Source organism: Paenibacillus peoriae (assembly GCF_022531965.1).
GTDB lineage: Bacteria > Bacillota > Bacilli > Paenibacillales > Paenibacillaceae > Paenibacillus > Paenibacillus polymyxa_D.
Genome location: NZ_CP092831.1, coordinates 3327848 through 3349911, shown reverse-complemented (window position 1 = coordinate 3349911; position 22064 = coordinate 3327848). Strand labels below are relative to the sequence as shown.

Genomic DNA, 22064 nt, shown 5'->3' with positions numbered 1-22064 from the left:
ACAATGGAACGACATGACATGATGCAAGTGGGGTTAAGCCGGATCATGGAGGGACAGCATCTTTCGCGTACGGAGGCCCGTAGCGTAATGGAACAGATTATGAGTGGAAGTGCTACACAGGCGCAAATTGGCGGGCTACTGACGGCTCTTCGCCTCAAAGGGGAAACGGTAGATGAAATCACTGGTTTTGCCGAGGCTATGCGTAGCTACGCTAGTCCAGTGCAAGCTGAAGAAGGCAGCGGTCGTCTGCTGGACACATGTGGAACCGGAGGTTCGGGTATTCACAAGTTTAATATTTCCACGGTATCTGCGATCATCGCAGCTTCGATGTCTGTACGGGTAGCAAAGCATGGCAATCGTTCTGCAAGTGGCCGTGCCGGGAGCGCTGATGTCCTGGAGGCATTGGGAGTCAATATTCATTTGACGAGTGATCAGGCTAGGTCATGTCTGGACCGAATCGGCATCTGCTTTTTATTCGCACAGCTGTATCATCCGTCTATGAAGCATGCCGCCGCGCCGCGCCGCGAACTGGGTGTGCGGACGGTATTCAATATGCTGGGTCCATTGACGAATCCGGCTGGTGCGGATCGGCAGTTGTTGGGCATTTATGACGCCAGCAAAACGGAAGTCATTGCCGAGGTATTGAACCAGCTCGGCTCCAAACGGGCCATGGTTGTCAGTAGTCTGGATGGACTAGATGAAATTAGCATTTCAGCTGCGACACGAGTATCCGAGCTAAGGGACGGCAAGGTTCACACGTTCGAGCTTCATCCGTCGGATTTGGGCTTGCAGACGCATTCTCTTGATCAGGTACTGGGCGGTGACGCACAGGTTAACGCAGATATCATACGACGAATTTTAAACGGAGAGCATGGAGCTTATCGGGATGTTGTGTTAGCGAATGCAGGAGCGTGCATTTATGTATCAGGCACAGCAGCTACCTTGACGGACGGAGTAGTACGAGCGGCCGAAGCCATTGACTCTGGACGGGCACTTTCCAAGCTGGACCAATTAATACAGGCAACGGGGGAATATCAATATGTATCTTGATAAAATTGTGGTGACGAAGCGACAAGAAGTGGAGCAGCTTAAGGAGCATTTTCAAATAAGTAAAGCTGAACGATTAATTGCTGATTTACCTGCGACGAGAGGATTCGAAAATGCGATCGCGAGCGGACGCAACCGTCCGCTCGGACTGATTGCTGAGGTGAAGAAGGCTTCCCCATCCAAAGGGCTGATTCGACCGGATTTCCATCCGGTGGACATTGCACGTGCATATGAGGGAGCAGGAGCGGATTGCATTTCTGTACTGACAGATGTGACGTATTTTCAGGGAAGTCCTGAATATTTACAGCAGATTCGCGATCAGGTGAAGATTCCGCTGTTGCGAAAGGATTTTATCATTGATGAACGGCAAATATATGAAGCTCGTTTGCTGGGAGCGGATGCAGTGCTGTTGATTGCCGCTATACTGGAACCGCGTGTATTAGGGTCCTTTTTACAAATCGCCAAGAACCTTGGGCTGGACGCATTGGTAGAGGTGCATGACAGTGAGGAGCTTAAAGCGGTGCTGGAGCTGGGGACAGCAACCTTGATTGGCGTAAATAACCGAAATCTGCGAACATTCGAGACTCGTCTCCAGACGACGGAGGAGCTGATCTCACTAATTCCTAAAGGGATTACGTTCATCAGTGAGAGCGGAATTGCTGGACCGGAAGATGTAAAGTATCTGCATTCGGTGGGTGCACACGGCATCCTGGTAGGGGAGCATCTGATGCGCAAGGAAGATGTGGGACAGGCTGTAACCGAATTGATGGACGGGATTAAAGTATGAACAAAACGGGCGTAAAAATTTGTGGACTTCAAAGCGTTGAAGTGCTAAAATCTATGGTAAACTTACCGGTCGATTATATAGGTTTTGTGTTTGCCGACAGCAAGCGCCGGATTGACGGCGTACAGGCTGGAGAGCTGCTTCGCGTATTGGATGAATGGACCTCAGGCAGCAGACCGCGCAGCGTGGGCGTATTTGTGAACCCAGGTGATGCACTGTTAAATGATGTGATGGAGAAAGCACCCTTGGATGTCATACAGCTGCATGGACAGGAGAGTCCAGAGCGCTGTCGGGAAATCAGGGAGTATTTTGGTATACAGGTATTCAAGGCATGGTCTGTGGACAGTCAAGGACAGAGAGAACGCTCGGCGGACGAATTGGCTGCCTATGTCGGAACAATTGATGCTTTACTGCTCGATACATACGATCCCCTGTATGGTGGCGGTTCTGGAAAAACGTTTGCGTGGGATCGAATTCCTGCCTATCAGGCTTGGACCCATCAACATGGAATTCCTTTGTTTGTAGCCGGTGGGCTGACTGCCGATAATGCGGAAAAGCTGGTTCATGAGTATCATCCCGATGGGCTGGATGTATCCAGCGGTGTAGAGACGAACGGAGTCAAGGACATAGCAAAAATCACAGCATTCGTGGAAAGGGTGAAGCAGGCATGACACAATTACCTGATAACAACGGACGTTTTGGAACATTTGGAGGACGTTTTGTACCGGAAACGTTGATGAACGCACTGATTGAATTGGAGGAATCCTACCGTAAGTACGCGGATGATCCCGAGTTTAAAGCAGAGTTGAACGGGCTCCTAAAGGACTATTCTGGTCGGGAAACGCCGCTTTATCATGCGGAGCGTCTGAGCCAGCATTTGGGCGGGGCTAAAATTTACCTGAAGCGCGAAGATTTAAATCATACCGGTGCCCACAAAATCAATAATGCGTTAGCTCAGGGATTGCTGGCGAAGCGTATGGGTAAACAGAAGGTCATTGCTGAAACAGGCGCAGGACAGCATGGTGTCGCGACAGCGACTGTGGCTGCGTTGCTCGGATTGGAATGCAAGGTGTTTATGGGTGAAGAGGATACTGTGCGCCAGCAGCTGAACGTCTTTCGGATGCAGCTTTTGGGTGCAGAGGTCATTCCGGTGACATCGGGTACACGTACACTTAAGGATGCCGGAAATGAAGCTTTGCGTTACTGGGTCAGCCATGTCCATGATACGTTCTATATTTTGGGTTCAGCTGTCGGCCCGCATCCGTATCCAATGATGGTGCGGGACTTCCAACGCGTGATTGGTGATGAAACGCGTCGCCAGATCCTAGAGAAGGAAGGCAGACTTCCGGATGTCATTGTGGCAGCGATCGGTGGCGGAAGCAATGCCATCGGCATGTTTTATCCTTTTATTGAGGATCAGGGTGTCGCTTTGATTGGCGTGGAGGCCGCTGGAAAAGGTGTCGAAACAGAATTCCATGCAGCTACGATGACCAAGGGAACACAAGGGGTCTTCCAAGGCTCTATGAGTTATCTGCTTCAGGATGAGTACGGACAAGTGCAACCTGCGCATTCCATCTCGGCTGGACTGGATTATCCAGGTGTTGGACCGGAGCATTCATACCTGAAAGATATTGAGCGGGCCCAATATGTTCCGATCACCGATCAGGAAGCGCTGGATGCGCTTCAGCTCCTCTGCCGTACCGAAGGAATACTTCCTGCATTAGAGTCGGCACATGCAGTTGCGCAGGTTGTCAAGCTGGCACCTACGTTGACGGCAGATGATATTATCGTTATTTGTTTGTCTGGACGAGGGGATAAAGATGTGGACTCCATTATCAAGTATTTGGGAGGAAATCCGTCATGAATTTAATTGATCAGGCGTTTGATCGCCTTAAAAATGAAGGCAAAACGGCATTAATTCCTTTTCTGACGGTAGGCGACCCGGATGTGGATACGACGATAGAGATCATTCGGCAGTTAGAGTCGGCCGGAGCTGACATATTGGAACTGGGTGTACCCTATTCCGACCCGCTGGCTGATGGTCCTGTAATTCAGCGCGCGTCTGAGCGTGCACTGAAACGGCAAATTTCCATCCGCACGTGCATGGAGACAGCTTCTCTGGCTAGGGCGGCAGGTTCAAACCTGCCTTTTATTCTGTTCACGTATTATAACCCTGTATTACAGATGGGGATGGATGCTTTCTTTGCAGGCTTGCAGGAGCACGGTATCAGCGGTCTTATTATTCCGGACCTTCCGCTTGAGGAAGCGGAGGAGCTGGGAGGACGGGCAGCAGAGGTGGGTGTGCATCTGATTCCTCTGGTGGCTCCAACGTCTGAACAGCGGATCGAGCGAATTGTCCGTCAGGCCCGTGGATTTGTATACTGTGTATCTTCGCTGGGTGTAACTGGGGAAAGAGCTTCCTTTTTTGAAGGTATAGAGGGCTTTATCGCGCAGGTCAAACGGCATACGGATATTCCGGTAGCGGTTGGCTTCGGGATCTCTACTCAAGAGCAGGTAACCCGTTTCTCAAATATTTGCGATGGTGTTGTAGTTGGTAGTGCTATTGTACGTCAGGTAGAGGAGGCCATTCCGCTACTGAATGATTCTGCACGCAGGCAAGAAGGTCTTTTGCAAATTCATAATTTTGTGGCACAATTAAAGCAATAATGGGTGTCAAAATATAAAGTAGTAAATATAGTTCTGATTGGATAGAGGAGGTAGGGGCATGCAACCTAAACCGCATATTGTACATTTGCCAGTATATCAGCCCGGTAAACCGATTGAAGACGTAAAACGTGAGCTGGGACTCGATGAAGTCATCAAGCTCGCCTCGAATGAGAATCCGTATGGTAGCTCTCCTAAAGTATTGCAGGCTATTCAGCAGGAGTTTGCTAACATTAGTGTGTATCCTGATGGAAGTGCGGTAGCTTTGACACAGGCACTAGCTAAACGGACGGGTTTAAAAGAGGAACAGTTTATCTATGGCTGTGGCTCTGACGAAATTATTGCGTTGATTACGCGTGCTTTCCTCCTTCCTGGAGAAGAAAGCATCATGGCCGATCAGACATTTTCCGTGTATAAAAGTAACGTGGAAATTGAGGGAGCGGTTGCAGTTGAGGTGCCTTTGCGTGATGGTGTACATGATTTGGATGCTATGCTGTCCCACATCAATGACCGTACAAAAATTATTTGGATATGTAATCCAAATAACCCGACGGGCACGATTGTACCCGAAGCGGAGCTGATTGCGTTTTTGAACCAAGTACCAAAGCATATCATGGTTGTGCTGGATGAAGCTTACGCCGAGTTTGTAACGGATCGTTCTTATCCCGACGGCATTCGTTTGTTGCCAGTGTATGAAAATCTGGTTGTACTTCGCACCTTCTCCAAAATCTATGGCCTTGCTTCGCTACGCATTGGTTATGGTATGGGAGCTGAGTCAATTATTCGCTTGATAAATCAGGTTCGTGAACCGTTTAATACTTCACGGGTAGCACAGGCTGCGGCTATTGCTGCTTTGGAAGATCAGGAATTTGTTCAAGAATGCCGGGATCGTAATGCAGAGGGCAGAGCTTATTTGCAAAATGAGCTGAAGCGTCTGGGATTGGATTCTTTCCCAGCACATGGTAATTTTATTATGCTGGATGTACGTCGTCCATCCGGTGAGGTATTTCAGGAGTTGCTTCGTAAAGGTGTGATTATTCGCGCAGGTCATCACAAATATCCGACATATATTAGAGTGTCCGTTGGATCACAACCGCAAAATGAGTTGTTTATTCGTGCGCTGGAACAGGTCCTGGGGGCGGAAGCGGCGAAAGTACGCCTATAATTTCCGCAGATGGGATTTGATAATTGATGAAGATTGCCATTTTTGGCGTGGGACTGATAGGTGGGTCCCTCGCACTTTGTTTTAAAGGGAAGCCGGATATTTCGGTTGTCGGCCATGCCCATCTCCCTGAACTGATGGAACCGATGTTAAGCCGTGGTGTCGTGGACACCGCGACTCTTTCGGTTGAAGAAGCGGCAGAGGATGCCGATTTTATTTTTTTATGCGTACCTGTGGGCTTATTGGAGTATTATCTCGAACTGTTAAGCAGGCTACCGCTTAAAGCGGGTTGTATTATCACTGATGTAGGCAGCACGAAATCGGCAATTGCCAAAAAAGCATCAGAAATTTCTTTGCGCAATGCTTACTTTATCGGTGGTCATCCGATGGCCGGTTCGGAGCGTTCCGGTGTAAAGGCTGCTTCCGCGTTGCTGTTTGAAAATGCATATTATGTGCTTTCCCCGGCAGAGGGTGTGCCTGAGGAAGCATACTGCTCGCTGGAACGTTTATTAAAATATACTAATGCTCATGTTGTGCGTGTCGAACCAGCTATGCACGATGACATTGTCGGTGCGATTAGCCATCTTCCGCACATTATTGCAGCAGCGCTGGTGAATCAGGTGCGAAAGCACAATGATGAAAATCCGTTGTACTGTACATTGGCTGCCGGTGGGTTCCGTGATATTACACGGATAGCCTCTAGTGATCCGGTTGTGTGGCGGGACATCTTACTGAGCAATCGTGAAGTTTTACTAGGTCTGTTGGAAGAATGGAACGGACAGATTGAGCGTTTTACCCATTTACTGAGAATACAAGACGGTGAGGGAATCGCTGACGAGTTTTTAACAGCTGGGCACTTCCGCAGTGAACTGCCAGAGCGTCGTAAAGGAGTCATCGTCTCTACGTTTGATCTGTATATTGATGTACCGGATACCCCAGGGATTATCGGGCGAATTGCTATGGAACTGGGGAATCACAGCATTAATCTGAGCAATATGCAAATCATTGAAAGCCGGGAGGATGTCCCAGGCATCATGCGGCTTTCCTTCCGTCAAGAGCAGGATTGGGAGCGTGCCAAGACACTGCTGGATTCGATGGGCTATAAAGTGGTGGTATAAAGGGTGAAGAAAGTATGAGTGTTCGTTAAAGGAGGGACTGCGCTCCGCGATTCATTTGATCTTACGATCGCTGTTGTCTGCGGATTTTCTGAATATATGTACAAAGGGGAAAATCCCGCAGGCAAAGGCGAGCGCTCCGCTTCTCCAGATTCAAATGAACCTCTACGCTATGGACCGCCTTAAAAGCACCACACTTTCTGGGAGTGAAGTAGTAAGAAAAGATCTAAAGCGGGTGAAGGTTCTCTTCGCTCGCTTTTTTGTTACTTGAAGAGGTAGTGGAGCTACGCGTTATTTTGTAATTACTATCTTTCTATACATACCGTTGAACATTATAGGTGCATCCTCTTTGATCCGCAGTTTTGTTTTTTGGGTTTCAAACAGTTCTTCAAAATTCAACCCTATATCGGTTCCTAACACCTTAATAACGGGCCTTATCGTTTTTTTGAATAATGAGGGCTTTTTTCCTTTAGGAGAAAACTTATCGAAAATAATAATTTCCCCGTCTTTTTTCAAAACCCGCACCATCTCATCGAAGCATTTATTTGCGTTAGGTACTACTGAGAGAATTAAACTTCCTACTACTATATCAAATTGCTCATCCATAAAATTCATTTGTTGAGCATCCATTTCCAAGAATTTTATGGAGGTTTTGGCAAATTTATCTTTTGCTTTGTTAAGCATTTCAGGTGAATAATCTATGGCAGTAATATCCAGCCCGTAGTGATTTATTAATTCTAAATCTGCTCCAGTTCCTACACCTACAAAAAGTATTTTTTGCTCGCTATTAAATGACTTTTCTTGAAATATGATCTTTCTAGAATTGAGGAAGCTACCTGAATTGAAAAAGTTATCATAAATTGGAGACCAAATCTTATATACAGCCTTGTTCCACTTATTATTCATTTCCTGCCCCCTATCTATTGAAAAAATTAATTATATAATAATGTGTTTTAATAGGACAACCAAATAATTGGTGAAATATTGATGTATTTTATCAACCCACATATGGGGTAGGTGAGTAAGGTAAAGAGGAGTATTGGAAAACAAAAAAAAGACCACCCGGGTAAAGCCCCGGGTGGTAGCTACTTTTAGTGAAGTAGCTGAGTAGGATAGGAGTGGAGAGAAACCATACTGTACTTTTATTATATGTATACGTTTTCATTTTGTCAATATTTTTTTTAAAGCGTTTTCTTTTTTTGTGTAATTATCCTTATTGGTTTATTTGATGGCACGCTTTCAGTAGGTTTGTCATTTAATCTTGAAAAAATTTAAAATCCATTGAAAAGCTGTATAAATGAATTAGTTGCCAGCGTTAGGGAGGCATTGATGGAAATCGTGGGGATTTTGGACTTTTTTACTGGCGGTCATTTTGTGGTACAATGGGTAAGTCCATTTTGGACGTTGAATATTGTTGGGGATAGCACCGTTAATGTTGGCACTACATAGGGTAAGAAAATAACAAATGTTCCATGATGCTGTTTCATCCATTTGCGCAGAGGGCGCAACTTTTTTTGACCTGTTCGGTATATATAGACAGAATCGAACGGGAAAACAGCACATGTATGGGCGAGGAGGGTCTCACTCGGATGATGACAGATTCCCAGATGATTCAGGAAATCAAACAAGGTAATGTTGAGGTTTATTCAGAATTAATGAGGCGTCACCAACGTAAAATTTTAGCTTTTGTTTATCATATGCTGAAAAGTTCGAACCTGGAAATGATTGCTGAGGACTTATGCTCGGAGACGTTTTACAAAGCGTATCGGAGCCTGCACTCTTTTCGCGAGGTAGACGCATCGTTCTCCACTTGGTTATATACAATTGCACGCAATACGGTGCTAAGTGAGCTTCGCAAGCACCGTAGCGGTCAGGTTCCATTGGAGGAGAGCGGTTATGTACCGGTAGCTCCATCGGATGTAATTCCGGAGCAGGCTGTCCTTCGCGGTGAGAAGGTAGAGATGGTTCGTGAAGCGATCAATAGATTGCCTGAGAAGCAGCGATCTGCGCTGATTTTGCGTGAATATGAGCAATTAGATTATCAGGAGATTGCGACTATTTTAGGACAGACCGTCAGTGCGGTGAAGTCGTTGCTTTTCCGGGCAAGAACCAGTGTGAAGACGCAGTTGGAGCCTTATTTTTTTGAGCCTCTCTATGAGGAAAACGAAGGGATGAGCAGCCAATGAAATCCAGGGACACTGAGGATTTGTTCGCTACAGGCAAAAATGTATCGAAACAAGACTCGGAGCGCAGACGGGCCAAAAGCTCGTCTGCTGGGTGGGAACATGGTTCGGAAGAAAAAGAGTGGGATTTGTCAAAAGAAAATCGATCCGCTATTCGTGATATTTCCTTTGAAATAACAGATGATAAGCTAGAGGCCATGAATCGCAGAGTCATGGATCGAATTTATGAAGAATCACCGTGGCTTGTTCCGGGTGAGCATCGACGTGCGCGTGTGAACCCAGCAGCCCGTAAGTATATGTCTGTATGGATCGCTGGCTTCTTGGCCGTATTTTTATGCAGCTTTTTGTTTTTGAACTGGAATGGAAGCTCCTCTAAGGAAAATCCCCCTCAAGCAGCTCCTGTCATGGATACGGGTATTTTACCGACAGGCCTGTTGGAAACTACAAGTACATCTCCACAATATCAATACCACATTAAAGATGTGAATAGTGGCATTATGGACCCGCTGGTTGCTAGCATTGTTCCTACTTATCCGCAATACTGGATGCTGTTGTCTGTACTGGCACTTGCGCTTGCTTTATTTTCTCTGGGCTGGATCCATCGGACGAGAAGGGTCAGAAGTTAGCAGGACAGCTGGACTCCAATATGAATTCATAACAATGCCTGAATAACAAAACAGCGGAGGAAAAGACACGATGCTTATTGGCTTGATCAGACATGGATTGACGGATTGGAATGCGGTAGGGAAAATCCAGGGCCACAGTGATATTCCGTTAAATGAGGAAGGACGCCAGCAGGCACGCTTGCTTGCAGAACGATTAAAGAGAGAGTCTTATCATTGGGACGGGCTTATTACAAGTAGTCTCTCCAGAGCGAAAGAGACCGGGGAGATTATTGCTTCTGCTCTGCATCTTCCGTTGCTAGAATCTGATGATCGACTAAGAGAACGTGCTTATGGTCAGGTCGAGGGCATGACACAGGCCGAGCGTGAAGAGAAGTGGGGAGTCGACTGGCATCTGCTGGATCTAGGGCAGGAAAGCGATGCGGATCTTCAGCTTCGCGGGCTAGGTTTTATGGAGGCCATTTGGACGGAAAATCGGGACAAGAATCTGCTGGTCGTTTCCCACGGCGGTTTTTTGGCTAATTTGTATAAGGCTCTGTATCAGGAAAAATTCACGGAACGAATCGGCAATTTGTCACTTAGTATACTTCAGCGTGAGGATATGGATTGGGCACCACTTTTGTATAATTGCACGAAGCATTTGCAAGAGAAAAGTGACTGTAACTCAAAAAGTTAGTAAAAGACCACGGCTTCTACTCATCGTAGAAGTCGTGGTCTTTTTTGTTTTTTAATTATACCTTTGCAAAAAAAGAGGTTTAGAGTTTGAACAATCCGTCAAAGCTGTGGGTACAACAGGTAAGAATCAATTCCGGATGACAGTCCAGTGACGAGGCGATGGAACAATGAATCTGGCGGATATGCTGACATTTGCGGATATTGTGCATTTGAACAGAATCGCGGTGTATTACGATTGTGACTGTAAACCTAATTCCAAGCATGAGTTGATCCAGGGGATTTTGACGAAGCTCGGCAGCAGTAGTTTTTTTGAGGCGCAGGTCAAGGAGCTGAGGTTGTCAGAGGTAAGGTTTTTGAACGCACTGCTGTTCGATGACCGACCGTATTTCAGCATGGAGGAATTGATTGCAATAGCCAAACAGTCTGTTGAGGAGGACGAAAATCCTGGTGAGCGGCCAAGAGATATTGTGACCCGTCTGCGTTCTAGTGGCTGGTTGTTCAACGGTTCGACGCACAACACGAGGTATTTGTTCCAAATTCCGTTGGATATGAAGGAGCGCTTTCGACGTGTTATGGTACATGACTTCCAAAGCGGAATGACACGGGTAAGCGAACCGTCTTCGTACCAGGATGAAGGGCATCTACTGGCAGAGGATTTACGGCTTTTCCTTCAATACATGGGGCAGCATGAGGTTCCGCTAAATCCCGAGGGGGCTTGGTACCGTCGCAATCAGCAGCAGCTGATGGAGCATTTGCACATTGCGGAGCCGCTTTTGGGTAAGGGAGGATGGCGTTTCGGGTATGGTTCCTCTTTTAAGTTTTATCCAGACCGAATGGCCCTACTGTATGATTATGCCCGACACTCCAAGTACATCGAGGAGAAAGGGGGCCAGGTTGTGCTGACAGCAAAGGGGGAAGCGCATCAGGAGCATACAATTGAGGAAGAAATGATACAGCTATTCAGGTTTTGGTTAAGACTGTATAAAGGAGCCGTTCCTAATTTGCTTTCTCTAGTCTACTGGATTGGAGAATGTGCCAGACCGTGGACGTCCTCAGAGTCGCTTTTTGTACATATCGGCCCACTGATTCGACCGTTTTACTATGATACGCCCCGTTCGGTCTTTGATCAGAGAATTATACGAATGATGCTTCACTTGGGTATGCTTCGTCAGGGTGAACATCCGACGGGACCCTCTGTACAGATGACGGCCTGGGGGCTGAAGTTGGCGGGAGAGTGCCGCATTGGGCGGAACGACTCGGGTATACGGCTCCATTGACAAGCAACACACATGTTGATAGAATTTCACCCAAAAAGAGAGGGTGAAGTTGATGCTGATTCACTATACCGGAAACATGCCACAGCTCCATTCATCTGTCTATGTGGCAGAAGGAGCAAAAATTGTCGGAAAAGTAACGATCGGCCAAGATTCCTCTGTATGGTTTAATGCCGTACTGCGCGGAGATATGGCGCCTATCATCATCGGTCAACGCTGCAATATTCAGGACGGTGTCGTGGGACATGTGAACACGGATCAGCCCCTGTTTCTGGCGGATGACATTTCGATAGGTCATGCTGCAATAATCCACGGTTGTACGGTAGGCAAAGGCACTTTAATCGGTATGGGGGCCATTGTACTCAACGGAGCGGAGCTTGGTGAATATGCTTTAATAGGAGCAGGGTCGGTCGTTACGGAAAATACCAAAATACCACCCTATACTCTTTCTCTCGGTACACCTGCCAAAGTGGTGCGCGAATTGACAGATGCAGATTTGCAGCGGATGTCACGAACGGCACTCAGCTATGTGGCGAAAGGAAAAGAATATAGGATCTCTTAAACTCATGTTGGAGGTGCATCCTATGGATAAAATGAAGGTTACTTATGAAGTAATGTTGGGCCTGTCTGCTGAAATGGTTTTGGACGAGGCATTACGTAAACACCGGAGTGAAAAACTCTACAAGGATATTGATGAGGCGCTAGCCTCCGGAGATGAAGTAGCTTTTCGTCATCTTACGGATGAGCTGAAAGCAATGAGTTAGAATAATCTTAGGAACCCTAAGTTGGATTTCAGACCAATTGTTAGTTCGAGATTATAATCATCAAACCTGACTGTAGCGGCGGTCAGGTTTTTTTGGTACGCTTGGATATGATATAGTTTTTGTAGGATGGGCCTGTACAAGGCAACCGTCGTATGAACGGAGGATGAAGGGCGTGTCGTTATCTTATTTGTGGAGCCGGTCGTTCTTGACGAGCCGGCCTTTTTTATGGCTGCTGTTCTGGTGTAATCTGGTAGGAACAGTGTATGGGTACATATGGTATGGGGGGCAGTTGGAATATACTCTAAATTATCATCCGATGTGGCAGATTGTATTTGTGCCTGATAGTCCGACGGCGAGTCTGTTTTTTACGATCTCTATAGCATTTTTGCTCTATTCTCCGCGTCTCAAGAGCTTGAAGGTCATTCGACAGATCATGGAGGCGTTGGCTGTTGTCACGAGTGTAAAATATGGCATATGGGCTTCAGCTATTATTTTTTGGGGAGTTGCGCAGGGCGGACATATGATATGGCAGGATTGGATGCTGGTGGCATCTCACACGGCAATGGCGGTCGAAGCGTTACTGTTCGTGCGTTTTTTCACCTGCAAATGGGCTGCTTTATGCCTAGCCGCACTCTGGACATTGTTAAATGATACGATGGATTATACATTTGGTATATATCCGTATCTTCCAAAGACGCTAATGGATAATGTACCGCAAGTGCGTGCGTTTACCTATATGCTAACCCTTGTCAGTATCGTAGCAGCATGGCTTGCCATGTTTGCGCGCAATCGAATGAGAGTAGAAGTGAAGAAATAGAAAGGAATCCGTGATGATCATAAAATAAGAAAGAGCTTTAATCATTTAGCTACACAAAGTTTTGGTTTTGATTTTGAAGAAAGTTCTAGTCCCGGTAACCTTGCCATACAGTAAGGTGAGGAGGGATGTCCCATGATTAGGGGTCAGACGTTTCAAATTACGATACGTATTGTTTCGAGTGTTGTATTATCTATGGTCCTGCTGCTGTCCGTCTGCGTCCCTCCAGGTGTGGCAGAAGCACGTGATCAATCAAAACCCATAGGAAATACAAAAGAAATTGAGGAACTGGATCATGCAGCTGCGATACTGTATCGGGATGTGATGGACGGGAACATTGAAAAAGCGCACGCGGATGTAGCCGAGGTGAGTCGATGGTTTGGCACCGGCCAGGTGCAGGCAGCGTTATCTGTAGAGGCCATTCATGCTTTGTCCGGCAGCATCCTTGAGGTCCAGCAAGCTACACAGTCCGTCCAAGTATCACCAGATGAGTGGGTGAAGGCTGCGGCCAATTTACGACTTGCGACAGATGCGCTTGCACATCCGCGTCAGCCCTTATGGCAGCAGTATTATAAGATTTTAAAAGAAGATGTTAGCGGCTTGAACAGCCAGTTTGCTAAAGGTAACATGAAGGGTTTCAAAGCTGGAGCCGCGGTGCTGGAGGACCATTATGAGACGATTCGTACAGCAGCATTGATACATGGCAGAACAAGTGAGGTTGTCCGGGCTGATTCATGGATTTCCTACGTCAAAGGATTGGGTGATCAGCAATACGCAGATGCCTCAGCCATTAGAGGGGCGTTGGATCAGGGAAATCCGACGTTTAATGCCTTGTTTGGACGTGAAAAAGACGCCACTGCACTGGCGCCATTTATCCCACGTGAAAGTGAGCGCCGGGCAGAATTGGCAATCGGCATGATTGTTCTGCTGGCGCTGGTCTATGCAGGTTATCGTAAATATCGAGCTGGTTTCTCTGGATAACGATGCAAATTCGAACATTCGCGTCGTTGGCTGCTGAGCCATCCATATAGATTAGCCCATCGCCCGGATTTCCGGGCTATTCCTCTTTGAACCCCTCTCCATGTACATCATGCACATCCTGTATGATAATAAACGCCCGTGGATCAACCGATTTAACAATTTGGTGCAAACGTCGTATTTCCTGACGAGGCACGACACAATAGGCAACATGCTTGGCCTGCTTGGAAAATGCACCTACAGCCGGAATAATAGTAACTCCGCGATCCATGTCTCTAATAATAATATCCGCAATGTCCATCGTGTGGTCGCTGATAATCATAAAGGCTCTGGCGGAATAGGCGCCTTCTTGTATAAAATCAATAATCTTGGACGCGATGAACACGGCGACTAATGTATATAGAATTTTTTCTTTTGGTATGTAAAGTAGTGAAGCACCGATAATGACGATATCAATGACCAGCATAATCCTTCCCATACTCCAGCCAAACTTCCGGTTTAGAATACGAGCGATTATATCCGAGCCGCCCGTGGTGCCGCCAAAGCGGAACACAATACCTAATCCGGCTCCAAGCGTAACCCCCGCATATAATGAAGAAAGTATAAAATCGTGTTCAGTTTGAAATGTTCCCATCCATCCGAGATGAATCATTTTTTCATACAACCACAGAAAAAAAGTGAGCGACCCAATACCTACCCCTGTATATAGAATTTGCTTGCCCCCAAGCATTTTCCATCCAATTAAAAATAAAGGAATGTTCAGAAGCAATGTGGAGAGAGAGGGTGAAATCGAAAAAGCATAATTGAGCAGCAGGGTGATCCCAGTAATACCACCTTCCATCAGTTTACTGGGTATAATAAAATAAAGCAGACCGAATGCATAGATGGCGGTCCCGAGCACAATGGGTAAAATCATTTTAAGCTGTTCCATGGACTTGGATATCTTCATATAATCCCTCGCAGTAGCAGTTTAAGGAAGAACGACTTCATGCTGATTTTGCTAATCGCAGCTCCTTATATGTAGTATACCTTTTTACGGTAGCTTTAAAAGACTGATGACAGTAAGTTGGGGTCATAAGTTCACAATTAAAAAAAATTTGTTTTAAAATGTGCTTTACGATAACATATGAATAAACCTGCACATGGGGGGATTGCGTGTTTCATGGAAAAATCATTAGATGAAATTCAACGTGAGGTAGACCAGTATATATCTCAATTTAAGGAAGGGTATTTTAGCCCTTTAGCGATGTTGGCCCGGATGTCTGAGGAAGTCGGGGAACTGGCGAGGGAAGTCAATCACTCCTTTGGCGAGAAACCGAAAAAAACGGATGAGGCGGACAATTCCATTGAGCTGGAGCTGGGGGACATTTTGTTCATCACCATCTGCTTTGCGAACTCGCTAGGTATAAATTTGACCGAGGCACATGATAAGGTTATGCATAAATTTAACACACGTGATGCGAATCGTTGGACCAAAAAGGACACCGATTAGGCGCTTTGTACATATGCTGTACCAAACCGGTTACCCGGAGGTGCAGTGTCATGAAGGCGGAGGAATACGTTCAGAAAGCTTATCAGTGCATTTTGCAGAACGATTTTGAGCAGGCCGTGGAATGGTTTGAAAAAGCAATTTCAGCTCAGCCTGATCATGCGGAGCATTATTTCCGGTGCTCGGTTACCTATGCTCGTAGTGGTCGTTTGGAGCAGGCTCTCGCATATGCAGAGCATGCGGTTCGTCTCGCTCCACAGCAGGATGAATATGTTCTCCATCTACATGCGCAGGAAGCCAGGCAGCATACGGAGAAGGCCAGAAAAATGCTGGATGTCGACAGAGCTACGCCGCAGGTGCGTCAGGATGCGATCTTGTTACTGGAACGAGCAATAGCCCTCGATCCGTTATGTGGGGATGCTTTTTTGCTGCTCGCATTGATTTATGACGAAATGAATGAGTATAAGCTGGCTGTGCAGGCTGCTCGTGAGGCGGCTGCACTGTTTCCTCACAATGTGCAGCTTGCCAACCTCATGAAGAAGTTATGCCAGCAGATGAATGAACAGATCTAGCACAAATGGATGCATAAGGAGTTGTAGGGATATGTCAGAACCAATAAAAGTGGCTGTTGTAGGAGCAGCAGGGCGTATGGGCCGTGAAGTTGTCAAATTGGTTCTTCAAGATGAGGAACTACAGCTTGTGGCCGCAGTGAACAGAACACATGCCGGCAGTGATGCCGGCCTTCTCGTCGGACTACCGGAAGCGGGTATCGCTATTGTGGAGGATGTGGAGCAGGCATTACTGGATAGCCGAGCGGATGTCATGGTCGATTTTACGGGGCCGCGTTTTGCATATGCACATACAGAGCTTGCTATCAAGCATGGAGTTCGTCCGGTTATCGGAACAACAGGGTTTACTCCCGAACAGATTGATGAACTGGACAAGCAGTGTCGTGAGCAGCAAATTGGTGGTCTGATCGCGCCAAACTTTTCAATTGGCGTCATTTTGATGATGCGGTTTGCGGCTCAGGCAGCGAAATACTTCCCACATTTGGAAATTATCGAATATCATGGTGACCAAAAATTGGACGCGCCATCGGGCACAGCCATTAAGACCGCAGAGCTGATCGCCGAACAGCGTGAAGAGCTGCGACAGGGTAACCCGGAAGAGGAAGAAACGTTAGAAGGATCACGGGGAGGTTACTATCAAGGGTTTCGTGTCCACAGTGTCCGTCTTCCCGGTGTGTTCGCACAGCAAGAAGTGATATTCGGAGGGTTTGGACAATCTCTGAAGATTCGTCAGGATTCTTATGAACGGGCGGGCTATATGCCGGGTGTTAAAATCGGTATTCAGAAGGTCATGGAGCAGCCAGGGCTTGTATATGGATTTGAGCATTACATCGATTAAGAATACGCGAATGATTGGACGAATGAAATTATAGAATGAGGCAGGAGGAACTTCGAATGTTAAAGATTGCATTTATAGCGCATGACCGAAAAAAGGATGAAATGGTAAATTTCATAACGGCCTATGAGCATGTTTTTACAGATCACAAGTTATTTTCAACAGGTACAACAGGTCTGCGTATTATGGAGCAAACCAAGCTTGAAATTCACCGTTTCATGTCCGGGCCGCTTGGAGGAGATCAGCAAATTGGGGCCATGGTTGCGCAAAATGACATGGACTTGATTATATTCTTGCGTGATCCGCTCATGGCACAACCGCATGAGCCGGACATTAGTGCCTTGTTACGTTTGTGTGACGTGCAGGGGATTCCTTTGGCGACAAACGTTGCAACTGCTGAAATACTGGTGAAAGCGCTAGACCGAGGCGATTTTGCTTGGCGTGAGCTGGTACATAAATATAAACCGGGCATTGACCAGCAGGGTGATATATAATGACGCTGGACATCCTGATTTTCGGAGCTCATGCTGACGATGCAGAAATAGGAATGGGAGGCACGATTGCCAAGCATACAGCCGCTGGTTTAAAGGTGGGCGTGTGCGATTTGACGCGGGCTGAAATGTCATCCAATGGTGATGTGGATACTCGTATGTCAGAAGCTGAACATGCTTCGAAAGTGCTCGGGCTTGCTGTGCGGACGAATTTGGGTCTGCCTGATCGTGGATTATATGTAACTCCTGAACATGTAGCTGCAGTTACAGCAGAAATCAGGCGCCATGCACCGAAAGTCGTATTCGCTCCTTATTGGGAGGATCGGCATCCAGACCATGTCATGTGTAGCAAGTTGGTGGAGGAAGCGGTATTTAACGCGAAGTTGCGACGTTTTATGCCAGAAAATCCTGCGGTACAGGTAGAGCAATTATATTTTTATTTTATCAATGATATTGGCAGAACGGATTTGATTGTGGATATCACCGAGCATTATGAAGTCAAGGAACAGTCATTATTGAGTTATGCTTCGCAATTTCAGGCAGCGCCTGGAAAGGATACAGTATCCACTCCATTAAATCAGGGATATGTGGAACGCGTAAAAGCTCGCGACTCGTTGTTGGGTCAGCGCAAATTGATTTCGTATGCGGAAGGCTTTGCGTCCAAAACGCCATATCTGGTTAAGCTATTCACATAAGAATTCTATACTTGAGCATTTTGCAGAGTGTTAAAATAAATCGGCAGAAAAGTTATCACTGGTGATCGGAAGGAGGCAGCTAGCTTGAATGACAAACTGAAAATTGGGATTACCTGTTATCCGTCGCTGGGTGGTTCCGGCGTAGTGGCTACTGAGCTGGGCAAGTTGCTGGCAGAAAAAGGGCACGAGGTTCATTTTATTGCCAATAGCATTCCGTTCAGATTAGGCGGGACGTTTCAGAAAAATATTTTTTATCATGAGGTTGAAATTAACGATTATTACGTGTTTAGATATCCGCCCTATGATTTGTCACTGGCGACCAAAATGGCCCAAGTCGCACAAATGAAGAATTTGGATGTACTCCATGTTCATTATGCGGTACCACATGCAGTATGCGCTTACTTGGCGAAGGAAATGGTGGGTGATCATCTGAAGGTGGTAACCACCCTACACGGTACGGACATTACAGTCTTGGCACAGGATGAGTCGTTGAAGGACCTGATTCGGCTGGCTATTAACAAAAGTGACGCTGTGACGGCGGTTTCCAAAGATTTGATTCGGGAGACGATAGATGCGCTGGAAATTACACGGCCTATTGATTTAACCTATAATTTTGTAGATAAACGGGTGTATTATCCACGAGATGCCGCTGCGCTTAGAAGAGACTTTGCCCAACCGCATGAAAAAATAATGATGCATATTTCCAATTTCCGTCCTGTCAAAAGGGTGGGCGATGTGTTGGATATATTTGAAAGAGTGCAACGAAAAGTGCCTGCGAAGCTGCTGCTGGTGGGGGAAGGACCGGATCTACCAAAAATCCGTTGCAAAATTGAGGATTTAGGACTTCAAGACAAGGTCTTCTTTTTAGGTAAGCAGGATCAGATCGCAGAAGTGATTTCTATGGCGGATGTGCTGCTGCTTCCCTCGGAAAAAGAAAGTTTTGGTTTGGTTGCGCTGGAAGCAATGGCCTGTGGAGTGCCGACAATCGGTTCTCAGGCCGGAGGAGTTCCTGAACTCGTTGTGCATGGAAGTACGGGGTATCTTGCTGAAATTGGTAATACTGAGGCGATGGCTGATTATGCAGTTGAGCTGTTGTCCGATGAAGCGATGGCGGAACGTTTCCGTGAAGCGTGTCTGACCCGCGCCCGTACCGTTTTTTGTGATGAGCTGATTACCCGTCAATATGAAGAAATCTATTACCGTGTGTTGGGACGCGAGGTGCCGGATCTTAAACCGATCAGCGTTTAAGGGGGCGGACTCGCGTCCGTTTTTTATATTGAATACTTGCAAAGGGGGAAACCCTATGAATACAAATACTTGGCAATGCGCTGACCAAGAGATGGCACTTCATGGCAGAGAGGTCATACATACACTAACAGCAGCAGGCCACGAAGCTTACTGGGTTGGCGGCTGTGTGCGGGATGAGATATTAGGACGAGCTATTCATGATATGGATCTGACCACTTCGGCTGAGCCTGAACAGGTCTTAGCGCTATTCCCTCATGTTATTCCGACAGGAATCCAGCATGGGACGGTAACGGTTATGCAGGGTGGCCATGCGTTCGAGGTGACCACTTTTCGTACAGAAAGCGGTTATGCCGATCACCGCCGTCCAACGGAAGTTGCCTTCGTGAAGGATATCCGTGAGGATCTGATGCGACGGGATTTTACTATGAATGCGATTGCGATGGCAGAACACGGAGAGCGGGTGGACCCGTTTGGGGGAGGAGCCGATTTGCGAGCTGCTCTCGTTCGTTGTGTGGGACGAGCTGAGGAACGCTTTGAGGAGGACGGGCTGCGAATGCTGCGTTGCATCCGTTTTGCCTCTGTATTTCGGTTCCGGGTGGCCTACAATACCTGGAAAGGTATGATCCGTCGCAGAGAGGGACTTCGATATATAGCCATGGAACGGGTACGAGTCGAGTTAGAAAAGATGCTAGCGGGGCCTGACCCATTACGTGGATTGGAGATGCTGGGACGTAGCGGATTGCTTGGCTGTACGAAGGTTCCGGTTCCCTGGGAACAATGTGACGCACAGGCGCTCAAGGAGATCGTGCAGCTGCCAGCAGAGCTACGGTGGGGTTTGCTCCTTATGTCTTGTAGACTTAGCTCCGAGGCAGCGGACGAGCTATTAAGAGCTTGGACCTTCTCCAACGCCGTACGTTTGCGTTTGGTTCATTTATTGGAATGGGAGACCGAGCTCATCAGCCATGCTGTTGCCATAGCTGACAACTCTGTTTCGAGAGATTCTGACCCTATCAACGACGAGGTACTGCGTCGTAACTGGATTCGATTGTTAATTAAGCTGGGAAAGGATACAGCTTCAGACTGGCTGGAGCTTCACAAGACACTGCCTTCTTCGTTCCGTGGATTACCGCCGTGGGTAGAAAAGCATGTGAAGAAGATTGCCGAACTGGCAAACTCGTGGACACAGCAGGCTGTCGTCGTTCGTATCAAAGATTTAAATATTACTGGAAATGAACTGGTTCAGGCAATGAATCGACCAGGTGGACCTTGGCTGGGGCAGATGATGGAACGGCTTTTACAAGCGGTCGCTTGCGGAGATATCCCGAATGAAACAGAAACATTGCTTCAGGAAGTGAAACGGGTGATGAGTAGTGAATAATCATGATAGACTGTTAGGCATACTGGAGGAAGGTTCATCCGATTACGTATCTGGTGAGGAGATTAGCCGACGCCTCTCCGTTAGTCGCACAGCAATATGGAAGCAAATCAACAAACTGCGTGAGCTGGGTTATAATATCGATGCCTCTTCGCGCCGGGGCTATCGGTTGATATCTCGGCCTGACCGATTGGAAGTATCCAAACTGGCAGATCTATTAACTACACAATCGTTTGGCCAGCGTATCATAGTGCTGGATTCGACGGTATCCACTCAGCAGGATGCTATGCGTTTAGCAGAAGAGGATGCGCCGGAGGGAACGGTAGTGCTGGCAGAAGAACAGACGGCGGGTCGGGGACGTCAGGGACGTAAATGGTATTCCCCTCGCGGCAAAGGGATATGGATGAGCATTGTATTGCGCCCCACCCAGCCCTTAGCTTTTACCCCCCAGCTAACGCTACTTACAGGTGTAGCAGTGTGTAGAGCCATTCGTCGGCTGACGGGTGTGGAGGCAGGAATCAAATGGCCAAACGATCTGTTGATTCATGGTCGCAAAGTATCCGGTATTCTGTTGGAATCTGCAACAGAGGATCAACGGGTCCGCTACTGTATTGCAGGGGTCGGCATTGACGTAAATTTAAATAAAGAAGATTACCCGGAAGAGCTATCCCATGTAGGGACATCCTTGAAAATAGAAGCAGGGCTTGAAATTGACCGTACTGCACTGATTGCTGCAGTTCTGGAAGAAATGGAGCTGCTAAGTAAGTTGTATGCCGAGCAGGGGTTCCAGCCCATAGCCATGCTGTGGGAGGCGTTATCCGTGACGATGAACCGCAGCGTTCGGGCACATACGGGACAAGGGATAGCGGTAGAAGGTACAGCGGTGGGCTTGGACCCTTCAGGGGCACTAGTGATAGAAACGAACCAGGGTGAGCGGATTCAGGTTATTTCAGGGGATATACAATTGTAGAAGCGACCCTAGCTGAGTATACGACCACAATCTTTCTGTTTCCTGTGTGAAACTTCACGTGAAAAAGCTGATGTTTTTTGTTATACTGTGCAGGAGGCGGCATCGGACGGTCCGAGCTGCACTCCAAGGGCACATTGCTCTACTTTAGCAAGTTTGTAAGACCATCATAACTTCATTTGAAGGTTACGTTGGATTCTGCTCTGAGCCGAACAGGACCGAGACAGAAGGGACGATCTCAAAATGAGTGTCTTTTTTGGCTGTTCGGACCTTTTGATGACGCAGATGTACAGGCGTTCATAAAAGGTTATT

General features: G+C 47.1%; 25 protein-coding genes. 23 read left to right on the top strand and 2 right to left on the bottom strand.

The window, feature by feature from the left end; all coding sequences use genetic code 11:
- Window positions 1-3: 3 nt before the first annotated feature.
- From trpD to MLD56_RS14580, 7 genes are read left to right on the top strand one after another with little or no spacing between them, the layout of a single operon-like run.
- On the top strand, window positions 4-1050 hold the full coding sequence (gene trpD, locus MLD56_RS14610; RefSeq protein ID WP_029517341.1) for an anthranilate phosphoribosyltransferase: 1047 nt from the start codon (window positions 4-6) through the stop codon (window positions 1048-1050).
- A complete protein-coding gene (gene trpC / locus MLD56_RS14605) occupies window positions 1040-1834 on the top strand; it encodes an indole-3-glycerol phosphate synthase TrpC (protein WP_029517342.1) in 795 nt (264 codons plus the stop codon). Before trpD ends, trpC begins: the two co-directional genes overlap by 11 nt.
- Entirely contained in the window at window positions 1831-2502 is a 672-nt protein-coding gene (locus MLD56_RS14600; protein ID WP_029517343.1) for a phosphoribosylanthranilate isomerase, read from the top strand. The genes trpC and MLD56_RS14600 overlap by 4 nt, the downstream gene beginning before the upstream one ends.
- A complete protein-coding gene (gene trpB, locus MLD56_RS14595; protein ID WP_029517344.1) occupies window positions 2499-3695 on the top strand; it encodes a tryptophan synthase subunit beta in 1197 nt (398 codons plus the stop codon). The genes MLD56_RS14600 and trpB overlap by 4 nt, the downstream gene beginning before the upstream one ends.
- Window positions 3692-4498 carry a tryptophan synthase subunit alpha gene (gene trpA / locus MLD56_RS14590; protein WP_029517345.1) on the top strand — a complete coding sequence of 269 codons (807 nt, stop codon included), beginning with the start codon at window positions 3692-3694 and terminating at the stop codon, window positions 4496-4498. Before trpB ends, trpA begins: the two co-directional genes overlap by 4 nt.
- Before the next feature lie 58 nt (window positions 4499-4556).
- The gene (gene hisC / locus MLD56_RS14585) at window positions 4557-5660 is read left to right on the top strand and encodes a histidinol-phosphate transaminase (protein WP_029517346.1); all 1104 of its coding nucleotides are present in this window, start codon (window positions 4557-4559) and stop codon (window positions 5658-5660) included.
- 26 nt (window positions 5661-5686) lie between these two features.
- Window positions 5687-6775, top strand: coding sequence for a prephenate dehydrogenase (locus MLD56_RS14580; protein ID WP_029517347.1), 1089 nt, complete (start codon window positions 5687-5689; stop codon window positions 6773-6775).
- Between the two features lie 288 nt (window positions 6776-7063).
- Here MLD56_RS14580 and MLD56_RS14575 read toward each other — a convergent pair whose 3' ends face one another.
- Window positions 7064-7678 (bottom strand): class I SAM-dependent methyltransferase, encoded by a 615-nt coding sequence (locus MLD56_RS14575; protein ID WP_029517349.1) that lies wholly within the window; start codon window positions 7676-7678, stop codon window positions 7064-7066.
- Window positions 7679-8361: 683 nt separating this feature from the next.
- Here MLD56_RS14575 and MLD56_RS14570 point away from each other — a divergent pair.
- The 8 genes from MLD56_RS14570 to MLD56_RS14535 all read left to right on the top strand — a co-directional run bounded on the left by MLD56_RS14570 (window position 8362) and on the right by MLD56_RS14535 (window position 14086).
- A complete protein-coding gene (locus MLD56_RS14570) occupies window positions 8362-8958 on the top strand; it encodes an RNA polymerase sigma factor (protein ID WP_013310707.1) in 597 nt (198 codons plus the stop codon).
- Window positions 8955-9581 (top strand): hypothetical protein, encoded by a 627-nt coding sequence (locus MLD56_RS14565; protein ID WP_029517350.1) that lies wholly within the window; start codon window positions 8955-8957, stop codon window positions 9579-9581. The genes MLD56_RS14570 and MLD56_RS14565 overlap by 4 nt, the downstream gene beginning before the upstream one ends.
- 70 nt (window positions 9582-9651) lie before the next feature.
- Window positions 9652-10254: a histidine phosphatase family protein gene (locus MLD56_RS14560; protein ID WP_029517351.1), complete on the top strand. Its 603-nt coding sequence runs from the start codon at window positions 9652-9654 to the stop codon at window positions 10252-10254.
- A gap of 166 nt (window positions 10255-10420) precedes the next feature.
- Window positions 10421-11530, top strand: a complete 1110-nt coding sequence (locus tag MLD56_RS14555; protein WP_029517352.1) for a hypothetical protein — start codon at window positions 10421-10423, stop codon at window positions 11528-11530.
- A gap of 52 nt (window positions 11531-11582) precedes the next feature.
- Window positions 11583-12089 (top strand): gamma carbonic anhydrase family protein, encoded by a 507-nt coding sequence (locus MLD56_RS14550; protein ID WP_029517353.1) that lies wholly within the window; start codon window positions 11583-11585, stop codon window positions 12087-12089.
- A 22-nt stretch (window positions 12090-12111) separates the two neighbouring features.
- On the top strand, window positions 12112-12291 hold the full coding sequence (locus MLD56_RS14545; RefSeq protein WP_013371655.1) for an IDEAL domain-containing protein: 180 nt from the start codon (window positions 12112-12114) through the stop codon (window positions 12289-12291).
- Between the two features lie 172 nt (window positions 12292-12463).
- Window positions 12464-13108: a DUF1405 domain-containing protein gene (locus MLD56_RS14540; protein ID WP_029517354.1), complete on the top strand. Its 645-nt coding sequence runs from the start codon at window positions 12464-12466 to the stop codon at window positions 13106-13108.
- A 132-nt stretch (window positions 13109-13240) separates the two neighbouring features.
- The gene (locus tag MLD56_RS14535) at window positions 13241-14086 is read left to right on the top strand and encodes a sporulation protein YpjB (RefSeq protein WP_029517355.1); all 846 of its coding nucleotides are present in this window, start codon (window positions 13241-13243) and stop codon (window positions 14084-14086) included.
- A 76-nt stretch (window positions 14087-14162) separates the two neighbouring features.
- On the opposite strand, the gene MLD56_RS14530 is transcribed toward MLD56_RS14535, so the two are convergent.
- Window positions 14163-15032: a YitT family protein gene (locus MLD56_RS14530; RefSeq protein WP_029517356.1), complete on the bottom strand. Its 870-nt coding sequence runs from the start codon at window positions 15030-15032 to the stop codon at window positions 14163-14165.
- Between the two features lie 213 nt (window positions 15033-15245).
- Here MLD56_RS14530 and MLD56_RS14525 point away from each other — a divergent pair, with 213 nt between their 5' ends.
- The 8 genes from MLD56_RS14525 to MLD56_RS14490 all read left to right on the top strand — a co-directional run bounded on the left by MLD56_RS14525 (window position 15246) and on the right by MLD56_RS14490 (window position 21755).
- Window positions 15246-15575: a nucleotide pyrophosphohydrolase gene (locus MLD56_RS14525; RefSeq protein ID WP_029517357.1), complete on the top strand. Its 330-nt coding sequence runs from the start codon at window positions 15246-15248 to the stop codon at window positions 15573-15575.
- Window positions 15576-15625: 50 nt separating this feature from the next.
- Window positions 15626-16144, top strand: a complete 519-nt coding sequence (locus MLD56_RS14520; protein ID WP_029517358.1) for a tetratricopeptide repeat protein — start codon at window positions 15626-15628, stop codon at window positions 16142-16144.
- Between the two features lie 31 nt (window positions 16145-16175).
- Entirely contained in the window at window positions 16176-16979 is an 804-nt protein-coding gene (gene dapB / locus MLD56_RS14515) for a 4-hydroxy-tetrahydrodipicolinate reductase (RefSeq protein ID WP_029517359.1), read from the top strand.
- Between the two features lie 56 nt (window positions 16980-17035).
- Window positions 17036-17470 carry a methylglyoxal synthase gene (mgsA, locus tag MLD56_RS14510; RefSeq protein WP_029517360.1) on the top strand — a complete coding sequence of 145 codons (435 nt, stop codon included), beginning with the start codon at window positions 17036-17038 and terminating at the stop codon, window positions 17468-17470.
- Entirely contained in the window at window positions 17470-18162 is a 693-nt protein-coding gene (bshB1, locus tag MLD56_RS14505; RefSeq protein WP_029517361.1) for a bacillithiol biosynthesis deacetylase BshB1, read from the top strand. Before mgsA ends, bshB1 begins: the two co-directional genes overlap by 1 nt.
- 84 nt (window positions 18163-18246) lie before the next feature.
- Window positions 18247-19410 carry an N-acetyl-alpha-D-glucosaminyl L-malate synthase BshA gene (bshA, locus tag MLD56_RS14500; protein WP_029517362.1) on the top strand — a complete coding sequence of 388 codons (1164 nt, stop codon included), beginning with the start codon at window positions 18247-18249 and terminating at the stop codon, window positions 19408-19410.
- A 55-nt stretch (window positions 19411-19465) separates the two neighbouring features.
- Window positions 19466-20788: a CCA tRNA nucleotidyltransferase gene (locus tag MLD56_RS14495; protein WP_029517363.1), complete on the top strand. Its 1323-nt coding sequence runs from the start codon at window positions 19466-19468 to the stop codon at window positions 20786-20788.
- Window positions 20781-21755: a biotin--[acetyl-CoA-carboxylase] ligase gene (locus MLD56_RS14490; protein WP_029517364.1), complete on the top strand. Its 975-nt coding sequence runs from the start codon at window positions 20781-20783 to the stop codon at window positions 21753-21755. Before MLD56_RS14495 ends, MLD56_RS14490 begins: the two co-directional genes overlap by 8 nt.
- Window positions 21756-22064: the final 309 nt, after the last annotated feature.